Here is an 18,443-nt window from a genome sequence, read left to right on the forward strand (position 1 = left end):
CGTCAGATCCGGTAACCCGAGCCCGGCACGGTGACGATCACCGGGGGCTCGCCGAGCTTGCGGCGCAGCGTCATGACGGTGACGCGCACGACGTTGGTGAACGGGTCGGTGTTCTCGTCCCAGGCCTTCTCCAGGAGCTGCTCGGCCGACACCACGGCCCCCTCGCTGCGCATGAGCACCTCAAGGACCGCGAACTCCTTGGGCGCCAGCTGGATCTCGCGGCCCTCCCGGAAGACCTCACGGCGGTTGGGGTCCAGCTTGATGCCGGCCCGCTCCAGGATGGGCGGCAGCGGCACGGTGGTGCGCCGGCCGAGCGCGCGCACGCGGGCGGTCAGCTCGGTGAAGGCGAAGGGCTTGGGCAGGTAGTCGTCCGCGCCGATCTCCAGGCCCTCCACGCGGTCGCTCACGTCGCCGGCCGCCGTCAGCATCAGGACACGCGTGGGCATGCCCAGCTCGACGATCTTGCGGCACACGTCGTCGCCGTGGACGAGCGGGAGGTCCCGGTCGAGCACCACCACGTCGTAGTCGTTCACGCCGATCCGCTCGAGGGCCGCGGCGCCGTCGTACACGACGTCGACGGCCATGGCCTCCCGGCGCAGTCCGGTGGCCACCGCATCGGCGAGCAGTTGCTCGTCCTCGACGACGAGTACGCGCACGGCGCATTTCCTTCCCTAGGGACCCGCGTCGTTCGCGGGCATATCTGTGCACTGAACCAGTGACTGTGCGCTTCCATCCTGCCCCTTACGCCCGTAAACCGGCGGTAAGACGGTGCCGGACCGGGGCCCGCCGCCGACCTGCGGTTTCCGGCCACGGAAGGTGGCGCTCGCGGGAATGGACAGGATTGGCGCGGCAGTTGAGGTTTCTTTGAGAGTGGGCTTGGGGAGGACGACTGCACACCCCGCGATCACGCCCTGTATGTGGCATGCCACATCTGCACTTCGTGCTCGCGACCCACCGTCGGCACACCCCCGTGCCACCGACCCACGACGAGGGGGCGCACCATGGACGCTTTCACCGCAGGACTGCTGCAGCGCATAAGGACCACGGAAACCGACCTCACACGGGCGCGCGAGACCGGCGACGACTTCCTCGCCGACGTCGAGCAGGCCGAGCTTGACGACCTCCGTCGTCTGGCCGCCGAGCACGGCGTCGAGGTAGCCGTAGCGCTCTGATCCCATCCACCGGGAAACCCCGGCGCCACGGGACGGCGCCGGGGTTTCTTCATGCCCGGAGAGGACCGCACGGCGCTCAGTCGTGCCAGGCCCCGTGCTCCTCCAGGAGCGCCTGGAGCGGGCCGAAGAGGTCCGGGGAGGCGGCGATGGTGAGCTCGCGGGAGGCGGGCGCGCCGGGGCGGCCGCCGGTGAGCGCGCCCGCCTCCCGGGCGATCAGGTCGCCGGCCGCCAGGTCCCAGGGGTTCAGGCCGCGCTCGTAGTACCCGTCGAGCCGGCCGGCCGCCACGTCGCACAGGTCGATCGCCGCCGAGCCGCCGCGGCGGATGTCGCGGAACCGCGGGATCAACCGCTGGGCCACGTCCGCCTGGTGGGCCCGTACGGACTGGACGTAGGCGAAGCCCGTGGAGATCAGGGACTCGGCGAGCGGGGCCGGCGGGCGGCAGCGCAGCGGGCGCTCGCCCTCGAAGGCGCCGCCGCCCAGGACCGCGTGGTACGTCTCGCCGCGCATCGGGGCCGCGACCACGCCGGCGACCCGCTCGCCGTCCTGCTCGGCGGCGATGGAGACGGCCCAAGTGGGCAGCCCATAAAGGTAGTTGACGGTGCCGTCCAGCGGGTCGATGACCCAGCGGATGCCGCTGGTGCCCTCGCTCGAGGATCCTTCCTCGCCGAGGAAGCCGTCGTGCGGGCGGTGCTCGGACAGGTATCCGGTGATCAGCTTCTCGGCGGCGATGTCCATCTCGGTCACCACGTCGATGGGGCTGGTCTTGGTGGCGGCGACCGCGAGGTCGGCCGGGCGGCCGTCCCGCAGCAGCGCACCGGCCCGCCGGGCGGCCTCCAGGGCGAGGCCGAGCAGTTCGCGGTGCAGAGGGTCGGTCATGGTCGCTCCCTTACGCGTACGGGCTGTCGGCACCGGCGGCCGCGGGCTTGGCACCGCCGCGCGCGGCCGGGCAGCAGCCGACCGCGCAGAGGTCGTGCGAGGGGCCGAGCGCGCCGAGCGCGCACCGCTCGACGGGCAGCCCGCGCTCGGCGGCGGCCCGCTCGACCACGAGCTCGCGCACGGCCGCGGCGAACCGCGGATCGGCGCCCACGGTCGCGGAGCGGGCCACGGGCAGGCCGAGCTCGGCGGCCTTGGCGGTGGCCTCCGTGTCGAGGTCGTACAGGACCTCCATGTGGTCGGAGACGAAGCCGATGGGCACCATGACGACGGCCGGGGCGCCCGATCCGTGCAGCGCCTCCAGGTGGTCGCAGATGTCGGGCTCCAGCCAGGGGATGTGCGGGGCGCCGGAGCGGGACTGGTAGACGAGCCGCCAGGGCCGCTCGACGCCGGTCTCGGCCCGGACCGCGTCGGCGATGACGCGCGCCACGTCGAGGTGCTCGCGCACATAGGCGCCGCCCTCGCCGTGCTCCTCGACGGGCCCGGAGGTGTCGGCCGCGGCCTCGGGGATGGAGTGCGTGGTGAAGGCGAGGTGGGCGCCCGCGCGGACGTCCTCGGGCAGCTCGGCGAGCGAGGCCAGGACGCCGTCGATCATGGGGCGGACGAAGCCCGGGTGGTTGAAGTAGTGCCGCAGCTTGTCGACCCTCGGCGGCTGGAGCCCCTCGGCCTCCAGCGTCGCCAGCGCGTCCGCCAGGTTCTCGCGGTACTGGCGGCAGCCCGAGTACGAGGCGTACGCGCTGGTGGCCAGGACCGCGATGCGGCGGCGGCCGTCGGCGACCATCTCGCGCAGGGTGTCGGTGAGGTAGGGCGCCCAGTTCCGGTTGCCCCAGTAGACCGGCAGGTCCAGGCCGTTCGCGGCGAAGTCCTTGCGCAGCGCGTCGAGCAGCGCGCGGTTCTGCTCGTTGATGGGGCTCACCCCGCCGAACAGGAAGTAGTGCTGCCCCACCTCCTTGAGCCGCTCCTTGGGGATGCCGCGGCCGCGCGTCACGTTCTCCAGGAACGGGACCACGTCGTCGGGGCCCTCGGGGCCGCCGAAGGAGAGCAGCAGCAAGGCGTCGTACGGGTCGGCGGCCGCGGCCGCTCCCGGAGCTGGATCACGCAGTTCGGACATGACTCGATCCTGCCATCCGCCTCCGACAGGCGGAGAACCGAGCCGGACGGGCCCGGGGACCGCCGCGGGAAAAGACGGTGCGCCGGTCGACTTCAGCGTCGTAAGCTTTAGGAATTAATTACACGCGTCACGCCGGATCCCGGAGCCCCCGTTGCCCAGTCCCTACCGCGCGATCTTCGCCGCCCCCGGCACCAAGGGGTTCTCCGCCGCCGGCCTGCTCGGCCGGATGCCGCTGTCGATGATGGGCATCGGCGTGGTGACCATGGTCTCCCAGCTGACCGGCCGCTACGGGCTCGCCGGGGCGCTGTCGGCCACCCTCGCCATGTCCGCCGCCGTGGTCGGCCCCCAGATATCCCGGCTGGTCGACCGGCACGGCCAGCGCCGGGTGCTGCGCCCGGCCACCCTGGTCGCCGTCGCCGCCGTCGCCGGACTCCTGGTCTGCGCGCAGCGGGGCGCCCCCGACTGGACCCTGTTCGTGTTCGCGGCGGGCGCGGGCTGCGTGCCGAGCGTCGGCTCGATGGTGCGGGCGCGCTGGGCCGACATCTACCGCGGCGACGCCCAGAACCTGCACACGGCGTACTCGTGGGAGTCGATCGTCGACGAGCTCTGCTTCATCCTGGGGCCGATCCTGTCCATCGGGCTCTGCACCGCCTGGTTCGCCGAGGCGGGACCGCTGTTCGCCGCCTGCTTCCTGGTCGCCGGGGTGTTCTGGCTGACCGCCCAGCGCGGCACCGAGCCCGTACCGCATCCGCAGGAGCACCACACCGGCCGCTCCGCTCTGAGCTCGCGCGGACTCCAGGTCCTGGTCGCCACCTTCGTCGCCACCGGGGCCATCTTCGGCTCGGTCGACGTGGTCACCGTCGCCTTCGCCGACGAGCGCGGCCACAAGGCGATGGCGAGCCTGGTGCTCGCCGTGTACGCGCTGGGATCCTGCCTCGCCGGAGCCGTGTTCGGGCTGCTCCGCCTCAAGGGCGCGGCGTCGACCAGGTGGCTGGTGGGTGTCTGTGCGATGGCGGTGAGTATGATCCCGCTCCAACTGGCCGGGAACCTGCCGTTCCTCGCCGTGGCGCTCTTTGTCGCGGGCCTGTCCATCGCGCCGACCATGGTGACGACGATGGCCCTCGTCGAACAGCACGTACCGCGCAGCAAGCTCACCGAGGGCATGACCTGGACCAGTACCGGGCTGGCGGTCGGTGTGGCGCTCGGCTCCTCCGCCGCGGGTTGGGTGGTGGACGCGGCGGGCGCCGGTGCGGGGTACCTGGTGTCCGGCGTGTCGGGAACGCTGGCGGCCGCGGTGGCGTTCCTGGGGTACCGCCGGCTTCGCAGGCCGGCGACGCATCGGGAGGGGCTCGAAGCACATGGGCGGAGCGAACGGCAGCAGCACCTGGCGTAACTGGGCGGGGAACGTGACGGCGCGTCCGGCGAGGGAGGTGTCCCCGGCCTCCGCGGCCGAGCTCGCCGACGCCGTGCGCCGGGCCGCCGAGGACGGCCTGAGCGTGAAGGCGGTCGGCACCGGCCACTCCTTCACCGCGGCCGCCGCGACCGACGGCGTGCTCATACGCCCCGACCTGCTGACCGGCATCCGCGGGATCGACCGCGCGGCGATGACCGTCACCGTCGAGGCCGGCACCCCGCTGAAGCGGCTCAACACGGTGCTCGCCAGGGAAGGCCTGTCGCTCACGAACATGGGCGACATCATGGAGCAGACCGTGGCGGGCGCGACCAGCACCGGCACACACGGCACCGGCCGCGACTCGGCCTCGATCGCCGCCCAGATCACGGCACTTGAGCTGGTCACGGCCGACGGCTCGATCCTCACCTGCTCCGAGAAGGAGAACCCCGAGGTCTTCGCGGCGGCCCGGATCGGGCTGGGCGCGCTCGGCGTCGTCACCGCGATCACCTTCGCCGTGGAGCCGGTCTTCCTGCTCACGGCCCGCGAGGAGCCGATGGCCTTCGACAGGGTCACCGCCGAGTTCGACGGCCTCTTCGCGGAGAACGAGCACTTCGAGTTCTACTGGTTCCCCCACACCGGCAACTGCAACACCAAGCGCAACAACCGCAGCGCCGGGCCCGCCGCCCCGCCCGGGCGGCTGAGCGGGTGGATCGAGGACGAGTTCATGTCCAACGGGCTCTTCCAGGTGGTGTGTTCGCTCGGCCGGGCGGTGCCCGCCACCATCCCGTCGATCGCGAAGGTCTCCAGCCGGGCGCTCTCCGCCCGCACGTACACCGACATTCCGTACAAGGTCTTCACAAGTCCGCGCCGGGTGCGCTTCGTGGAGATGGAGTACGCCCTGCCGCGCGAGGCCGTCGTGGGCGCGCTGCGTGAGGTCAAGGCCCTGGTGGACCGCTCGCCGCTGCGCGTGAGCTTCCCGGTGGAGGTCCGCACCGCGCCCGCCGACGACATCGCGCTCTCCACCGCCTCCGGCCGCGACACCGCCTACATAGCCGTGCACATGTACAAGGGCACGCCGTACCAGGCGTACTTCACGGCGGTCGAGCGGATCATGACGGCGCACGCGGGCCGGCCGCACTGGGGCAAGCTGCACACGCGCGACGCGGCCTACTTCGCGGACGTCTACCCGCGCTTCGCCGAGTTCACCGCCCTGCGCGACCGGCTCGACCCGGAGCGCCGGTTCGCCAACGGCTATCTCCGCCGGGTCCTCGGCGACTGATCCCGGTCCTACGGAGCGGGGGTCGCCCCGGACCGGCCGTCGGGAGTGCTCCGGCCGCCGGACCCGCTTCCGGAACTCCCCGCGCTCCCGGCATCGCCGGAACCGGAGCTCTTCGAGCCGGACGGGGTGGGCGTCGGAGTCGGCGTCGTACCGCCCGAGCCGGAGCCCGATCCGGAATCCGAGCCCGGATCGGCCGATTTGGAGGGCGAGGCCGACGGCGAGGGCCCCTTCGTCGAGGAGTGGCCTCCGGTCGTCCCGCCCTCGCCGGTACCCGGGTCCGACGAGCCGCCGGTTCCCGGCGAGGGCGTGTGGCGCCCGCCCGGGTCGGACGGCGCCGGCGGATCCTTCCGCTCGGAGCCGCCGGTGAGCACGGAGGTCAGGGTGGTGCCGCCGCCGTTGCCGCCGACCTCACCCCCGGAGATCAGTTCGTACGCGGTGATGCCGCCCATCGACACCCCGAAGACCACGGCGGCCGCGAGCAGCGGCCGCTTCCATCCACGCAGCCGGGTGCCGTGGACCGTGGCCTCGTTGAACTCCCGGGCGGCGCCCGCGCCGGACGGCAACAGCTGGGTCCCGTCGACCGACTTGAGCAGTTGGGTCCGGTCGGCGTCGGCCGGCCCGATCAGTTGTGTCCGGTCCGGGTCGACCCGGCCGAGCAGCTGCGTGCTGTCGGGGTCGACGCGGCCGAGCAGTTGAGTGCGGTCCGCGTCGGGTCCCGGCGGCTCCGTGGTCTCGTCCGCCCTCCCCTTGTACGGGGAGATCACGGGCACTTGGCGGGAGCCGATCTTGGCCTGGACGGTGACCTCGCGCAGTTGCTCGCCGGTCCGCTTGAAGAAGTGCTGGAAGATGGTGCCGCCGCAGGTGGCGACCACGCTCACGACACCGGCCCCGAGGAACGTTCCGTACACGCCCAGTTGCGAGGCGAGCACCGCCGCGGTGACCGCGGCGAGCGCGCTGCCCGCGACCTGGGGCACGCTCAGATCGATGCGCTTCTTCTCTTCCGTCCCGGTGTCCGGCCTGTCACTCATTCCCAGCCTCTGTTCGCCCTTCTCGTCCGCCTTGCACTGAGAAAGGACATTTGAGCGAAAGGAATAGTTCCGCATCCGGAGATTGTGTGAAGCAGGACACGTACGGACCGCACACGAAGGCGTCAGGGCGGGTTCAACTCCCGTACTCCGCGAGAACTTCGGCGGCGCGCCGGTCCACCCACGTGGCCCGAATGGAGTACTGTGGCGAGCCCTGGGCCCCGGGTCCCACACGGGTATCCGGGACTACGGGAGGGGGCCGAACGCGGCACTCGAACCGGCGGCGCCGCGGCACCGCACGGGCGCCTGCTGCACAGAGTGACCAGCCCGGTCACTCTGCGTTGCGAAAAGGTAACCGTGCCATAACGGCGTTCCAGGGCCCATGCCCGACACGCCGGGCAACTCGGCAATGTTGTGGCAGGCTGCACCCGGGCAGGCCACACTCGACTAGCGGAAGCAGCGACGCACGTGACGTCGGCAGGCACCACCCGGGAGGTCCCCATGCCCGAACTGCGTGTCGTGGCCGTCTCCAACGACGGCACACGACTGGTGCTCAAGGCTGCGGACAGCACGGAGTACACGCTTCCGATCGACGAGCGGCTCCGGGCCGCTGTGCGCAACGACCGAGCGCGCCTCGGACAGATCGAGATCGAGGTGGAGAGCCACCTCCGCCCGCGCGACATCCAGGCGCGTATACGAGCCGGTGCCTCCGCCGAGGAGGTCGCCCAGCTCGCCGGCATTCCGGTCGACCGCGTACGCCGCTTCGAAGGCCCCGTCCTCGCCGAGCGCGCCTTCATGGCGGAGCGGGCGCGGAAGACTCCCGTGCGCCGTCCGGGCGAGAACACCGGGCCCCAGCTCGGCGAGGCCGTCCAGGAGCGGCTGTTGCTGCGCGGCGCCGACAAGGACAGCGCCCAGTGGGACTCCTGGCGCCGCGACGACGGCACCTGGGAAGTCCTGCTCGTGTACTTGGTCGCGGGCGAGCCGCACTCCGCGAGCTGGACCTACGACCCGCCGCGCCGGCTCGTCCAGGCCGTCGACGACGAGGCCCGCTCGCTGATCGGCGAGTCCGACGACACCCTCACCACCGTTCCGGAACCGAGCTTCCCGTTCGTGCCCCGGATCGCCCGGCTGCCCCGCGACCGGCCGCTGGACCGCGCCCTGGACCGGCAGTTGGAGCGCCCGGTGGCGCCTCCCGAGCCGGTGGTGGACGAGAGCGACTCGCTGACCAGTCTGCTCGAAGCCGTGCCGAGCTTCCGCGGCGACATGGTCGTGCCCGAGCGTCCGACGGCTCCGCCCGAGCCCCCCGAGACCGAACCGGCCGCCGAGCCGGAGGTCGAGGAGCCGCCCGCGCCGGCCGCTTCGGCGGGTGCGGGTGCCGCGTACGCGGACGTCCTGATGCCGCGCACGGTGGCCGGTCACCGCGACCGGCTCACCGGCACCACCGACCGGCAGGCCGAGGCGGACGGGGTCCGTCCCGGGCGCAGGGCGGCGGTCCCCAGCTGGGACGAGATCGTGTTCGGTACGCGGCGGAAGAAGCAGGACTGAACGTTCGACCGCGGGGCCGCGCCCGCCCGGGCCCCTCGTGGCGCGCCCGGCGGGCGCGGTACGGAGTCCGGGCCCGCACGCCTCACGCGTGCGGGCTCTCGACCCTCCCGCGCCCCTGAGAGCGCGGGGCGCCGCCCCCCCCTGCTACTGCGGGTCGGGTCCCGTGGCCACCGGCCGGGACTCGTCCGCCGACCACTCCGACCACGAACCGGCGTACAGCGCCGCCGGAATGCCCGCGACCGCGAGCGCGAGCACCTCGTGTGCGCCCGAGACCCCCGAGCCGCAGTACACGCCGACCTCGGTGCCCGAGGCGCCAAGGGCCTTGAAGCGGGCGGCCAGTTCGTCGGCGGGCAGGAAGCGGCCGTCCGGGCCCACGTTCTCCGTGGTCGGCGCCGAGTGGGCGCCCGGGATGTGTCCGCCCACCCGGTCGATCGGCTCCACCTCCCCGCGGTACCGCTCCCCCGCGCGGGCGTCGAGCAGCAGTCCGGAGCGGGCCAGCGCCGCCGCCGCGTCCGCATCGAGGAGCTTGAGGGCGCCCGGCTCCGGCCGGAAGTCGCCCTCGGCGGGCGTGGGGATTTCGGTGGAGAGCTCTCCCGTCCACGCGGCCAGCCCGCCGTCGAGGACGCGGACGTCCTGGTGGCCCGTCCAGCGCAGCAGCCACCACGCACGCGCGGCCGCCCAGCCCTGGCCGCCGTCGTAGACGACGACCGGCCTGCCGGCCGACACGCCCGCCCTGCGCATGACCCGGCCGAATTCGGCCACGTCCGGCAGCGGGTGCCGGCCGCCGGATCCGGGCGGTCCGGCCAGTTCCGCGTCGAGGTCGACGAAGACCGCGCCGGGCAGGTGCCCGGCCGCGTACTCGGCACGTCCGTCGAACGGGGCGGCGCCGGCCGCCTTCGCCGTGCTCAGCTGCCAGCGGATGTCGAGCAGCACCGGCGGCCGCGGTCCGGCCGCCTCGGCCGCGAGTTCGGATGCGGAGATGATGGCATTCATGGGCTCATCCTCGCGCAGAGTTCACCGCGAACGTAACGCCCAGGAAAAGGATGAGAGTCCCCAAAACGGGCATCCTCCTGCGGGAACGCGCCAAAAACGGCGCGGCCGGGGCGCGCTGCGGCGCTGGGGGTGGAAGCATCGGCCCGGGTGCGCAGGTTCCCCGTACCGCACCTCCAGCAGCAGTATGGCTACGGCCGAGGAGAGAGTGACGATGACCCAGTCGGAGACCCGGCGCACACCTGGCACGCCCTGCTGGGTGAGTCTCATGGTGCACGGTCTGGCCGCGACCCAGGAGTTCTACGGAGCACTGTTCGGCTGGGAGTTCCGCCCCGGCCCGCAGCAGCTCGGCCCGTACGTCCGCGCGCTGCTCGACGGCAAGGAGGTCGCCGGGATCGGGCAGCTGCCGCCCGACCGGCATCTGCCGATCGCCTGGACCACCTATCTGGCCACCGACGACGCGGACGCGACGGCCGAGACGATCCGGCACTGCGGCGGCACGGTCGGCGTCGGCCCGCTCGACGCCGCCGACGCGGGCCGGATGGCCATCGCTTCGGACCCGGCGGGCGCGGTGTTCGGGATCTGGCAGGCGGGCGCGCACATCGGGACCGCCATCGCGGGCGCGCCCGGCACCCCGGTGTGGAACGAGCTGGTCACGCGCGAGACCTCGTCGGTCGGCAAGTTCTACCAGGCGGTGTTCGGCTACGACCTGGAGGCCGTGGTGTCGGCCGACTTCGACTATGTGACGCTGAACCTGGCGGGCCGCGCGGTCGCCTCCCTGCACGGCGTGGGCAACGCGCTGCCGCGCGACAAGGGCGCGCACTGGATGACGTACTTCGAGGTGGTCGATGTCGACGAGGCCGCCGTGCGGGTGGCCGACCTCGGCGGGCACGTCCTCCAGCAGCCGCGCGAGGGCGCGAGCGGACGGGTGGCGACGGTCGCCGACCCGGAGGGCTCGGTCTTCACCCTCGTACGATCGAACCCCTGACCCCAACCTCCTCGGTCGGTACGGGAGTTGCGGTGGCCTGCGCCGGGACGCGCAGGCGCACCCCGCCGACTCCTAGGGAGCCGCCACGGGCAGCACGTCCGGGGACAGGGCCGCCGCGCGGGCCGAGGCGCTCGTCATCCGCCTGCGGTGGTGGCGTCGGCACAGCACCTCGTAACCGATCTCGTCCTGCGACTGGTTGACGTCGCCGACGACGACCTGGGCGCCCTCGACGACCATCCGGCCGCCTATGGTGCGGGCGTTGTGGGTGGCGCGGGCTCCGCACCAGCACAGCGCCTCGACCTGGAGCACCTCGACCCGGTCGGCGAGTTCGACCAGCCGCTGGGACCCGGGGAACAGCTTGGAGCGGAAGTCGGTGGTGATCCCGAAGGCGAAGACGTCGAGGTCGAGGTCGTCGACGACCCGGGCGAGCTGGTCGATCTGTTCGGGCGCGAGGAACTGGGCCTCGTCCGCGATCACGTAGTCGCAGCGGCCGCCCTTGGAGAGGTGGGCGACGAGGTAGGCGTAGAAGTCGAAGCCGTCGGCGGCCTCGACCGCGTCGGTCACCAGGCCGAGCCGGGAGGACAGCTTGCCCTCGCCCGCCCGGTCGTCCCGGGTGAAGATCATGCCCTGGAGACCGCGCGCGGAGCGGTTGTGCTCGATCTGAAGAGCGAGGGTGCTCTTTCCGCAGTCCATCGTTCCGGAGAAGAACACCAGCTCGGGCATGGGAGGGTGACGGCCTTTCAGATCTGGGGAGGGGTCGGTTACGAGCGTACTTCGAGGAGCGGTACGAGCTGCTCCACCGCGGTCATCGAGCCGTGGTTGCCGACCATCAGGGACTCGTGGGGTTCGCGCTGCGAGGCGGTGATCACGACGTCGTCGTGCGCGGCGGCCACCACGTCGCCGATCCGCCCGTACACCCGCTCGTCGATGGCCGGGCCGAACCAGCCCGCCGCGATCGCCTCGTCGCGGCTCGCGACCCAGAACTGCTCGCCGAGCACCTCGCGCCAGCAGGTCAGCACGTCGGACGCGGCACCCGGCACCGCGTACACATGGCGCGCCCGGCCCTCGCCGCCGAGCAGGGCCACCCCGGCGCGCAGCTCCCAGTCCTCGTCGAAGTCGATCCGGGACTGCTCGTCGAAGGGGATGTCGATCATGCCGTGGTCGGCGGTGACGTACAGCGCCGCGCGCGGCGGCAGCTGCTCGGCCAGGCGCTGGGCGAGCCGGTCGACGTACATCAGCTGGCCGCGCCAGGCGTCGGAGTCCACGCCGAAGCGGTGGCCCTTGCCGTCGACCTCGGAGTAGTACGTGTAGACCAACGAGCGGTCGCCTGCGGCGAGTTGCTCGGCCGCGAGGTCCATGCGCTCCTCGCCGGAGAGCCTGCCGCGGAAGGTGCCGCCGCTGAGCGCGACCTTGGTGAGGGGGGTGTGCTCGAAGGTCGGCGAGGACACCTGCGCGGTGTGCACGCCGTCCTGGTCGGCGAGCTGGAAGACGGTGGGGTACGGCTGCCAGGCGTGCGGGTCGGTCCAGGGCTTCCAGCGGAGCTGGTTCATCAGCTCGCCGCTGTCGGGGTTGCGCGCGGTGTAGCCGGGCAGGCCGTGCTCGCCGGGGGCCAGTCCCGTGCCGACCGAGGCCAGCGACGTCGCGGTGGTGGCGGGGAACCCGGCGGTTATGGGCCGGCCGGTGCCGCCGCGCGAGGTGCCGAGCAGGGAGTGCAGATACGGGGCCTCGTCCGGGTGGGCCTTGATCTGCTCCCAGCCGAGGCCGTCGATGAGGAAGACGCAGTTGCGGTCGGCGGGGGTGAGCCCGGCGATGCGCGCCTCGAACCCGGGTACGCCCTGGCCCGCCACGAGGGTGGGCAGCAGATCGGCGAGCGAGCCGGTGCCGTACTCGGGGACGGGTGCGGTGTCGAGGGCGAGGGGTTCGGGATCCTGCCAGGCGGGCTGGGCCATCAGCGGCCGGTCGCCGCGGTCGCCTCGGACAGCGCCTGGGCGAAGGCCAGGGTCTGGCGGACGGTGTCCGGGCCGTCACCGGCCTCGCTGACCCTCAGGCTCAGGTCGTCGGCGGTGGAGTTGCCGGTGTAGCCGTGGTCGGCGTCGCAGTTGGGGTCGCCGCAGGCGGCGGGCTCCAGGTCGATCCGCGCGACCGCGCCCCAGCCGATGGTCAGGACGACCTCGCGGGGCAGGGTGCCGGGCGTGTAGGACTCCGGGTTGGCGACGACGCGGCTCACCACGACCGACGAGATCCGGCCGAGCTTCACGGATTCCGTGGAGGTGGTCGCGTACGGCGTCGGGGAGCTGGTGTCCGCGTTCTGCTCGTCGGTGTGGCTGACGATGAAGCGGTTGTCGGTGAGTACGAGGACCGTCACATGGCGGCGCACCTCGTTGGCGTCGAAGGTGGTCTCCTGGTGCACCAGGTACGACGCGATCGGTTCGCCGCCGACCGCGGCCTCCACCGCCTCGGCCACAAGGGCCGGGTAGTAGCCGCTGCGCTCGATCGCCGCGCGGAGCCCCTGGGTCGTCGTACCGGTCTTCGCCATGGGGTCCATCTTAAGCGCCCGCCGGGGGCGGACGGCCCTCAGTAGCTGGGCAGGCGCCTGGGACCGAGGTCGGTGCGGGGCGGGGCGGGCGCGAGGCGGACGTTCGCGCCGAGCACCGACAGGCCGTGCTGGGCGACGATGACGGGCTCCAGGCCCACCGCGACCACCTCGGGATGGTCGTCGACCAGCCGCGACACGCGCAGGAGCAGTTCTTCGAGGGCGGCGGTGTCGACGGGCGCGGAACCCCGCCAGCCGAACAGGAGCGGCGCCGTCCTGATGGAACGCAGGAGTTCGGCGGCGTCGCGGTCGGTGGCGGGAATCAGTCGGTGCGCGGTGTCGCCGAGCAGTTCGGACGCTGCTCCGGCGAGTCCGAAGGACAGCACCGCGCCGACGGCCGAGTCGATCGAGGCGCGCACGACGGTGTCGACGCCGCGCGCCACCATGGCCTGCACGACCGGCTTGAGCTCCTCGGGCTTGCCGAGGCTCGCCGTCAATTCGGCATATGCACGGGCGAGTTGGTGCTCGTCCGCGAGGTCCAGGCGCACGCCGCCGAGGTCGGGCCGGTGGCGCAGGTGCGGGGCGGTGGTCTTGAGGGCGACCGGGTAACCGAGGCGGCGGGCGGCCTCGATGGCCCGGGCCGGGTCGGGCGCGGGCAGCGTGGGGCGCACCGCGATGCCGTACCGGCCGAGCAGTTCCCCGGCGTCCTCGGCGGCCAGGGTCACACCGCGCGGGTCGGGCGCGGGCCCGAGGAGGCGCTCGATCAGCGCGGCCGCGCCCGCCTCGTCGATGTCGTCGTACTCCCCCACCTTGCCGGGGTCGGCCGCCTCGCGGCGCCAGCGGGCGTAGCGGACGGCCTCGGCGAGGGCGCGCACGGCCCGCTCGGCGGCGGGGTAGGCGGGGATGCGGCGGGGCTCGCGGGGTTCGGAGGGGTCGACGTTCGGCTGCCCCCCGGTGGAGGTGCCGGGGGAACCTTCCCGCGGCCCCTTCTTCTCGAACGCCGAGGACGCGGGTGACACCGGGTTCGCCAGGACCGGACCGGTGCCGGGCGGCACCGGATTCACCGGGGTCCGGGCGGTGCCGGGCACGGCCTGGTCCGCCGGGGCCCGCGAGGCGTCGGGCCGTGCCCGGGGCGCCGCCTTGTTCACCGTGCGGGCGGCCGCCGACAGTGCCTCGGCCAGGCCGCCGATCTCCACGTGGACCACGGCGACGGGCTTGGCCGGGGCGGTGGCCGCGGCCTCGCGCAGGGCGTCGGCGAGGACCTGGCCGTCGCCGGACTCCATGGCCCCGTTCTCGCCGACCCAGGGGATGGCCGTCACCACCACCGCGTCGCAGGCGTCGTCCGCGAGGGTCGCCGCGAGTGCGGCACGGAAGTCGGCCGGGGTGGCGCCGGTCGTCAGATCGAGGGGCTTGAGCGGGCGCAGCCCCTCGGTCAGGCAGGCGTCGTACGTCAGCAGGCCGAGCGATTCGGAGTTGCCGAGGATGGCCACGCGCGGACCCGCGGGCAGGGGCTGGCCCGCGAGCAGCAGGCCCGCGTCGACGAGTTCGGTGACCGTGCCGACCAGGATCACCCCCGCCTGGCGCAGCAGCGCGGAGACGGTGGCGTCCGGCACCCGGGTCACCGGCACGGCGTGGCCCGGCGGGGTCGTCCCGCTGTGCCGGGCCCCCTTCACCACCACGACGGGCTTCGCCGCGGCGGTGCGGCGGGCCAGGCGGGTGAACTTCCGCGGGTTCCCGATGGATTCGAGGTAGAGCAGGACCACATCCGTTTCGGGGTCCTCGTGCCAGTACTGGAGGAAGTCGTTGCCGGAGAGGTCGGCGCGGTTGCCGGAGGAGATGAACGTCGAAAGGCCCGCGCCGCGTCGGTAGAGGCCCGACAGGAGCGCTATCCCGATCGCGCCGGACTGGGTGAACAGGCCGATCCGGCCCGCGGGCGGCGACTGCGGGGCCAGCGAGGCGTTCAGCCGCACTCCGGCCGCGGTGTTGATGATCCCGAAGGCGTTGGGGCCGATCAGCCGCATGCCGTAGGAGCGGGCCTGGCGGACCAGGGCGCGCTGGCGCTCCCTGCCGTGCGGGCCGCTCTCGGCGTAGTCGGCCGCGAGGACGACGAGGCCCTGGACGCCGTGCTCGCCGCAGTCGGCGACGGCCTCGGGCACCCGCTCGGCGGGCACCGCGACGATCGCCAGGTCGACCGGCTCGCCGATCGCGCCGACGGAGGAGAAGGCGGGGACGCCGTCGAGTTCGTGGGGCCCCTCGCCGAGCGCCTTGTTCACCGCGTGGACGCGGCCGGTGAACCCGGCGTCCAGGAGGTTGCGCAGAACGGCACGGCCGACGCCGCCCGGGGCCCGGCCGGCGCCGATGACCGCGACCGAGCCGGGGGCCAGCAGGCGCTGCACGGAGCGCGCCTCGGCGCGGTGCTCGCGGGCCCGCTGCACGGCGAGCGACTCGGCGGTGGGCTCCAGGTCGAGGGTGAGGTGGACCGAGCCGTCCTCGAAGGATCGCTTCTGCTGGTAGCCGGCGTCCGTGAACACCTTGATCATCTTGCTGTTGGCCGGGAGCACCTCGGCCGCGAACCGCCGGATACCCCGCTCCCGGGCGACCGCCGCGATGTGTTCGAGCAGGGTGGAGGCGACGCCCCGGCCCTGGTGGGCGTCCTGGACGAGGAAGGCCACCTCGGCCTCGTCGGCGGGGGCGGACGCGGGGCGGCCCTGGGCGTTGATGCGGTCGTAGCGGACCGTCGCGATGAACTCGCCCCCGACCGTGGCGGCAAGGCCGACCCGGTCGACGTAGTCGTGATGGGTGAAGCGGTGGACGTCCTTCGCGGAGAGCCGGGGGTAGGGCGCGAAGAAGCGGTAGTACTTCGACTCGTCCGAGACCAGCTCGTAGAAGGAGACGAGCCGCTCGGCGTCCTCGGTGGTGATGGGCCGGATGCGTGCGGTGCCGCCGTCGCGCAGCACCACGTCGGCCTCCCAGTGAGCGGGGTACGCGGGGTCGGACGCCGTCGTCATACCGAAAGCGTACGGGTCGCGGGGCCGTACGGGGCGGGGCAAGGTGGGGAGGGCCGATCGGCGGGACACTGGGGCCTATGGTCGGTACGAGCATTGCGCACCGCATGAGAGACTGGTCTAGACAACCGTCAGAGATTTCGAAGGGCAACACCATGGCTGAGCGCCGCGTCAACGTCGGCTGGGCCGAGGGCCTGCACGCCCGCCCCGCGTCCATCTTCGTCCGTGCCGCCACGGCCGCCGGAGTCCCCATGACCATCGCCAAGGCCGACGGCAACCCGGTCAACGCCGCGTCCATGCTCGCGGTGCTCGGCCTGGGTGCGCAGGGCGGCGAGGAGATCGTGCTGGCCTCCGACGCCGAGGGCGCGGACGCCGCGCTCGACCGGCTGGCCAAGCTGGTCGCCGAGGGCCTCGAGGAGCTCCCCGAGACCGTCTGATCCGGTCGACGTCACGTCGAAGGGCCGTCACTCCCACGTTCGGGAGAGGCGGCCCTTTCGTTTTCCCGCACCGGGGCGGCCCCTGACGGATTACGCGAAAGGCGACCGGGGCCCGAATTCCGGGCAGCGAAACGCGGCGCGCTTTTCACCTTCTTTGTATACGGCACCCTTGTTAAGCGCGGGCGCTCGCGGTGTTTACGGGAGGTTGCGGAGTTCTCACGGCCGCGGCCCCGCGCAGCCGATGGGCGGAAAAGGATCGCTCGGCGTGCAGGGCGGTGAGCGAGCGGGCGCGTTCGGCGTCGCCGCGGGCCACCGCGTCGGTGATGGCGCCGCGTTCGGCCCAGGTCTCCACCGGGCGCACCGTCCCGTCGACCACGTACATCCAGGCGATCTTGTGCCGCACCTGCGTGAGCAGCGCGATGAGCCCGGGGCTCGCGGACGCCTGGGCCAGCGTCTCGTGGAACCAGCCGCCCAGCGAGCGCAGGTCCTCGCCCTGGCCGCGCCGCGCCCGGTCCTGACCGAGCCTCACCAGGCCGCGCAGCACCTTGAGATGGGCCTCGCCTCGACGCCCGGCGGCCCGCGCGGCGGCCAACGGCTCCAGGACCGCGCGCAGTTCGAGGAGGTCGGTGGCCTCCAGGTCGGTGGGCTCGGCCACACAGGCGCCCGCGTGCCTGCGGGTGGTCACGAAGCCCTCGGACTCCAGGGTGCGCAGGGCTTCGCGGACCGGCACGCGGGAGACCCCGTACCGGCGCGCGAGGACCTCCTCGGCGAGCCGGCCGCCCCGCTCGAAGACTCCCGTGACAATGTCGTCGCGGATTGCCGTGCATACCGAATGCGCCGGAATGCGCATGGCCGAACCTCCGCCTGATCCCCGCGAAACGCGGTCGATGGCCGTCTTTTCCGCGACTCTATGGCAGGCCTTGTTAATTCCCCGTGACGGGCCGGAACCGATGCATTTCTTCCGGCCAACGACGAAGGCCCCCGGCTGCGTGCCGGGGGCCTTCGGTGCGCGCGTGTGCGTGCGTACGTCCTAGACGTTGACGCCGTGCGAGCGCAGATAGGCGACGGGGTCGATGTCCGAGCCGTACTGCGGGCCCGTGCGGGCCTCGAAGTGGAGGTGCGGGCCCGTGGTGTTGCCGGTGTCGCCCGACAGCGCGATCTGCTGGCCCGGCTCGACGGACTGGCCGACGGAGACCTGGATGACCGAGAGGTGGCCGTACTGGGTGTACGTGCCGTCGTTCATCCGGATCACGATGTTGTTGCCGTACGCGCCGCCCCAGCCCGCCTCGACGACGGTGCCCAGGCCCACGGCGTGCACCGAAGTGCCGCTCGCCGCGTGGAAGTCGATGCCGGTGTGGCTGCCCGACGACCAGATCGAGCCGCCGGTCTTGTAGCCGGTGGACACATAGCTGTCGGATATGGGGGCCACGAAGGTGTTGAGGCGCTTGCGCTCGGCCTCGCGCGCGGCCCGCTCCTTGGCCTCGCGGTCCTCCTTGGCCCGCTGCTCCGCCTTGGCCTTGGCGGCCGCCTCGGCCTCGGCCTTCGCCCTGGCCTTCACGGCGGCCTGCTTCTGCGCGTCGGCCTGGGCGCCCAGCTGGTCGGCGAGGGTGTCGCCGATGACGATGGCCTGGCTGAGGCCGGTGTCGGCGGTGGTGCTCGGGGTGGCCACGGCCGGGGAGGCGAGGGTGCCTACGACTCCGGCGGTGGCGAGGGTGGCGATGCCCGCGATGTTCGCGCTGCGGCGCGTCATGCGGCTGGGCGCGCGGTGCTTCCCGGTGGCACGGGTGAACGCCATGGAGTGGCGGTGTCCTTTCCTTCCATCTCGCCTACCGGGTTAGCTGACGGGTTCGGAGCAGGAAGGTCTCCTACGGGCTCCTCCGCGGGCGGAGGCGTCCGATTCACCCCAGGGACTGAGTGGGTCCCCGGCTCCCCTGGCTCGCGCCATCGGGGACTCGGCGATCTCTGTCCGGTGCCGCGGCTGCGACGGGTGGTGACGGACAGCGGGACCGACGCTAGACGGCTGATCTTTCA

17 protein-coding genes and 1 riboswitch are annotated in these 18,443 nt (G+C 72.9%); of the genes, 6 read left to right on the forward strand and 11 right to left on the reverse strand.

Annotated features, from left to right (window positions below; all coding sequences use genetic code 11):
* Nucleotides 1-2: 2 nt before the first annotated feature.
* Nucleotides 3-656 carry a response regulator transcription factor gene (locus DT019_RS29170; RefSeq protein WP_053725484.1) on the reverse strand — a complete coding sequence of 218 codons (654 nt, stop codon included), beginning with the start codon at nucleotides 654-656 and terminating at the stop codon, nucleotides 3-5.
* Between the two features lie 345 nt (nucleotides 657-1,001).
* Between DT019_RS29170 and DT019_RS39835 the strand changes: the two genes are divergently transcribed.
* A complete protein-coding gene (locus DT019_RS39835) occupies nucleotides 1,002-1,172 on the forward strand; it encodes a hypothetical protein (RefSeq protein WP_189390026.1) in 171 nt (56 codons plus the stop codon).
* A gap of 76 nt (nucleotides 1,173-1,248) precedes the next feature.
* Here the strand turns inward: DT019_RS39835 and DT019_RS29175 are convergent, their stop codons facing one another.
* Both DT019_RS29175 and DT019_RS29180 read right to left on the reverse strand, forming a co-directional pair.
* Nucleotides 1,249-2,049: an inositol monophosphatase family protein gene (locus tag DT019_RS29175; RefSeq protein WP_114039937.1), complete on the reverse strand. Its 801-nt coding sequence runs from the start codon at nucleotides 2,047-2,049 to the stop codon at nucleotides 1,249-1,251.
* Nucleotides 2,050-2,059: 10 nt separating this feature from the next.
* Nucleotides 2,060-3,217, reverse strand: a complete 1,158-nt coding sequence (locus tag DT019_RS29180) for a ferrochelatase (protein WP_114039938.1) — start codon at nucleotides 3,215-3,217, stop codon at nucleotides 2,060-2,062.
* 151 nt (nucleotides 3,218-3,368) lie between these two features.
* Between DT019_RS29180 and DT019_RS29185 the strand changes: the two genes are divergently transcribed.
* A complete protein-coding gene (locus DT019_RS29185) occupies nucleotides 3,369-4,610 on the forward strand; it encodes an MFS transporter (protein WP_114039939.1) in 1,242 nt (413 codons plus the stop codon).
* Nucleotides 4,576-5,889, forward strand: coding sequence for a D-arabinono-1,4-lactone oxidase (locus DT019_RS29190; RefSeq protein ID WP_114039940.1), 1,314 nt, complete (start codon nucleotides 4,576-4,578; stop codon nucleotides 5,887-5,889). Before DT019_RS29185 ends, DT019_RS29190 begins: the two co-directional genes overlap by 35 nt.
* Nucleotides 5,890-5,897: 8 nt before the next feature.
* Here the strand turns inward: DT019_RS29190 and DT019_RS29195 are convergent, their stop codons facing one another.
* A complete protein-coding gene (locus DT019_RS29195) occupies nucleotides 5,898-6,917 on the reverse strand; it encodes a hypothetical protein (protein WP_114039941.1) in 1,020 nt (339 codons plus the stop codon).
* Between the two features lie 498 nt (nucleotides 6,918-7,415).
* Here DT019_RS29195 and sepH point away from each other — a divergent pair, with 498 nt between their 5' ends.
* Nucleotides 7,416-8,459, forward strand: a complete 1,044-nt coding sequence (sepH, locus tag DT019_RS29200) for a septation protein SepH (protein WP_114039942.1) — start codon at nucleotides 7,416-7,418, stop codon at nucleotides 8,457-8,459.
* A 144-nt stretch (nucleotides 8,460-8,603) separates the two neighbouring features.
* Here sepH and DT019_RS29205 read toward each other — a convergent pair whose 3' ends face one another.
* Nucleotides 8,604-9,452 carry a sulfurtransferase gene (locus DT019_RS29205; protein WP_114039943.1) on the reverse strand — a complete coding sequence of 283 codons (849 nt, stop codon included), beginning with the start codon at nucleotides 9,450-9,452 and terminating at the stop codon, nucleotides 8,604-8,606.
* A gap of 211 nt (nucleotides 9,453-9,663) precedes the next feature.
* Between DT019_RS29205 and DT019_RS29210 the strand changes: the two genes are divergently transcribed.
* Entirely contained in the window at nucleotides 9,664-10,437 is a 774-nt protein-coding gene (locus DT019_RS29210) for a VOC family protein (RefSeq protein ID WP_114039944.1), read from the forward strand.
* 72 nt (nucleotides 10,438-10,509) lie between these two features.
* Here DT019_RS29210 and DT019_RS29215 read toward each other — a convergent pair whose 3' ends face one another.
* From DT019_RS29215 to DT019_RS29230, 4 genes are read right to left on the reverse strand one after another with little or no spacing between them, the layout of a single operon-like run.
* Nucleotides 10,510-11,160 carry a thymidine kinase gene (locus DT019_RS29215; protein WP_114039945.1) on the reverse strand — a complete coding sequence of 217 codons (651 nt, stop codon included), beginning with the start codon at nucleotides 11,158-11,160 and terminating at the stop codon, nucleotides 10,510-10,512.
* A gap of 38 nt (nucleotides 11,161-11,198) precedes the next feature.
* Nucleotides 11,199-12,386: an alkaline phosphatase family protein gene (locus DT019_RS29220; protein ID WP_114039946.1), complete on the reverse strand. Its 1,188-nt coding sequence runs from the start codon at nucleotides 12,384-12,386 to the stop codon at nucleotides 11,199-11,201.
* Entirely contained in the window at nucleotides 12,386-12,973 is a 588-nt protein-coding gene (locus tag DT019_RS29225; protein ID WP_053725537.1) for a DUF5998 family protein, read from the reverse strand. The genes DT019_RS29220 and DT019_RS29225 overlap by 1 nt, the downstream gene beginning before the upstream one ends.
* Before the next feature lie 38 nt (nucleotides 12,974-13,011).
* On the reverse strand, nucleotides 13,012-15,978 hold the full coding sequence (locus tag DT019_RS29230; RefSeq protein ID WP_114039947.1) for a bifunctional GNAT family N-acetyltransferase/acetate--CoA ligase family protein: 2,967 nt from the start codon (nucleotides 15,976-15,978) through the stop codon (nucleotides 13,012-13,014).
* 152 nt (nucleotides 15,979-16,130) lie between these two features.
* Between DT019_RS29230 and DT019_RS29235 the strand changes: the two genes are divergently transcribed.
* Nucleotides 16,131-16,412: an HPr family phosphocarrier protein gene (locus DT019_RS29235; protein WP_100575907.1), complete on the forward strand. Its 282-nt coding sequence runs from the start codon at nucleotides 16,131-16,133 to the stop codon at nucleotides 16,410-16,412.
* A 172-nt stretch (nucleotides 16,413-16,584) separates the two neighbouring features.
* On the opposite strand, the gene DT019_RS29240 is transcribed toward DT019_RS29235, so the two are convergent.
* Complete coding sequence (locus DT019_RS29240; protein WP_114039948.1) at nucleotides 16,585-17,262, reverse strand: GntR family transcriptional regulator; 678 nt, start codon at nucleotides 17,260-17,262, stop codon at nucleotides 16,585-16,587.
* Nucleotides 17,263-17,442: 180 nt separating this feature from the next.
* Complete coding sequence (locus DT019_RS29245) at nucleotides 17,443-18,207, reverse strand: M23 family metallopeptidase (RefSeq protein ID WP_114039949.1); 765 nt, start codon at nucleotides 18,205-18,207, stop codon at nucleotides 17,443-17,445.
* A 13-nt stretch (nucleotides 18,208-18,220) separates the two neighbouring features.
* A riboswitch (cyclic di-AMP (ydaO/yuaA leader) is annotated at nucleotides 18,221-18,380 on the reverse strand.
* Nucleotides 18,381-18,443: the final 63 nt, after the last annotated feature.

Source organism: Streptomyces sp. SDr-06, assembly GCF_003324565.1.
Taxonomy (GTDB): Bacteria; Actinomycetota; Actinomycetes; order Streptomycetales; family Streptomycetaceae; genus Streptomyces.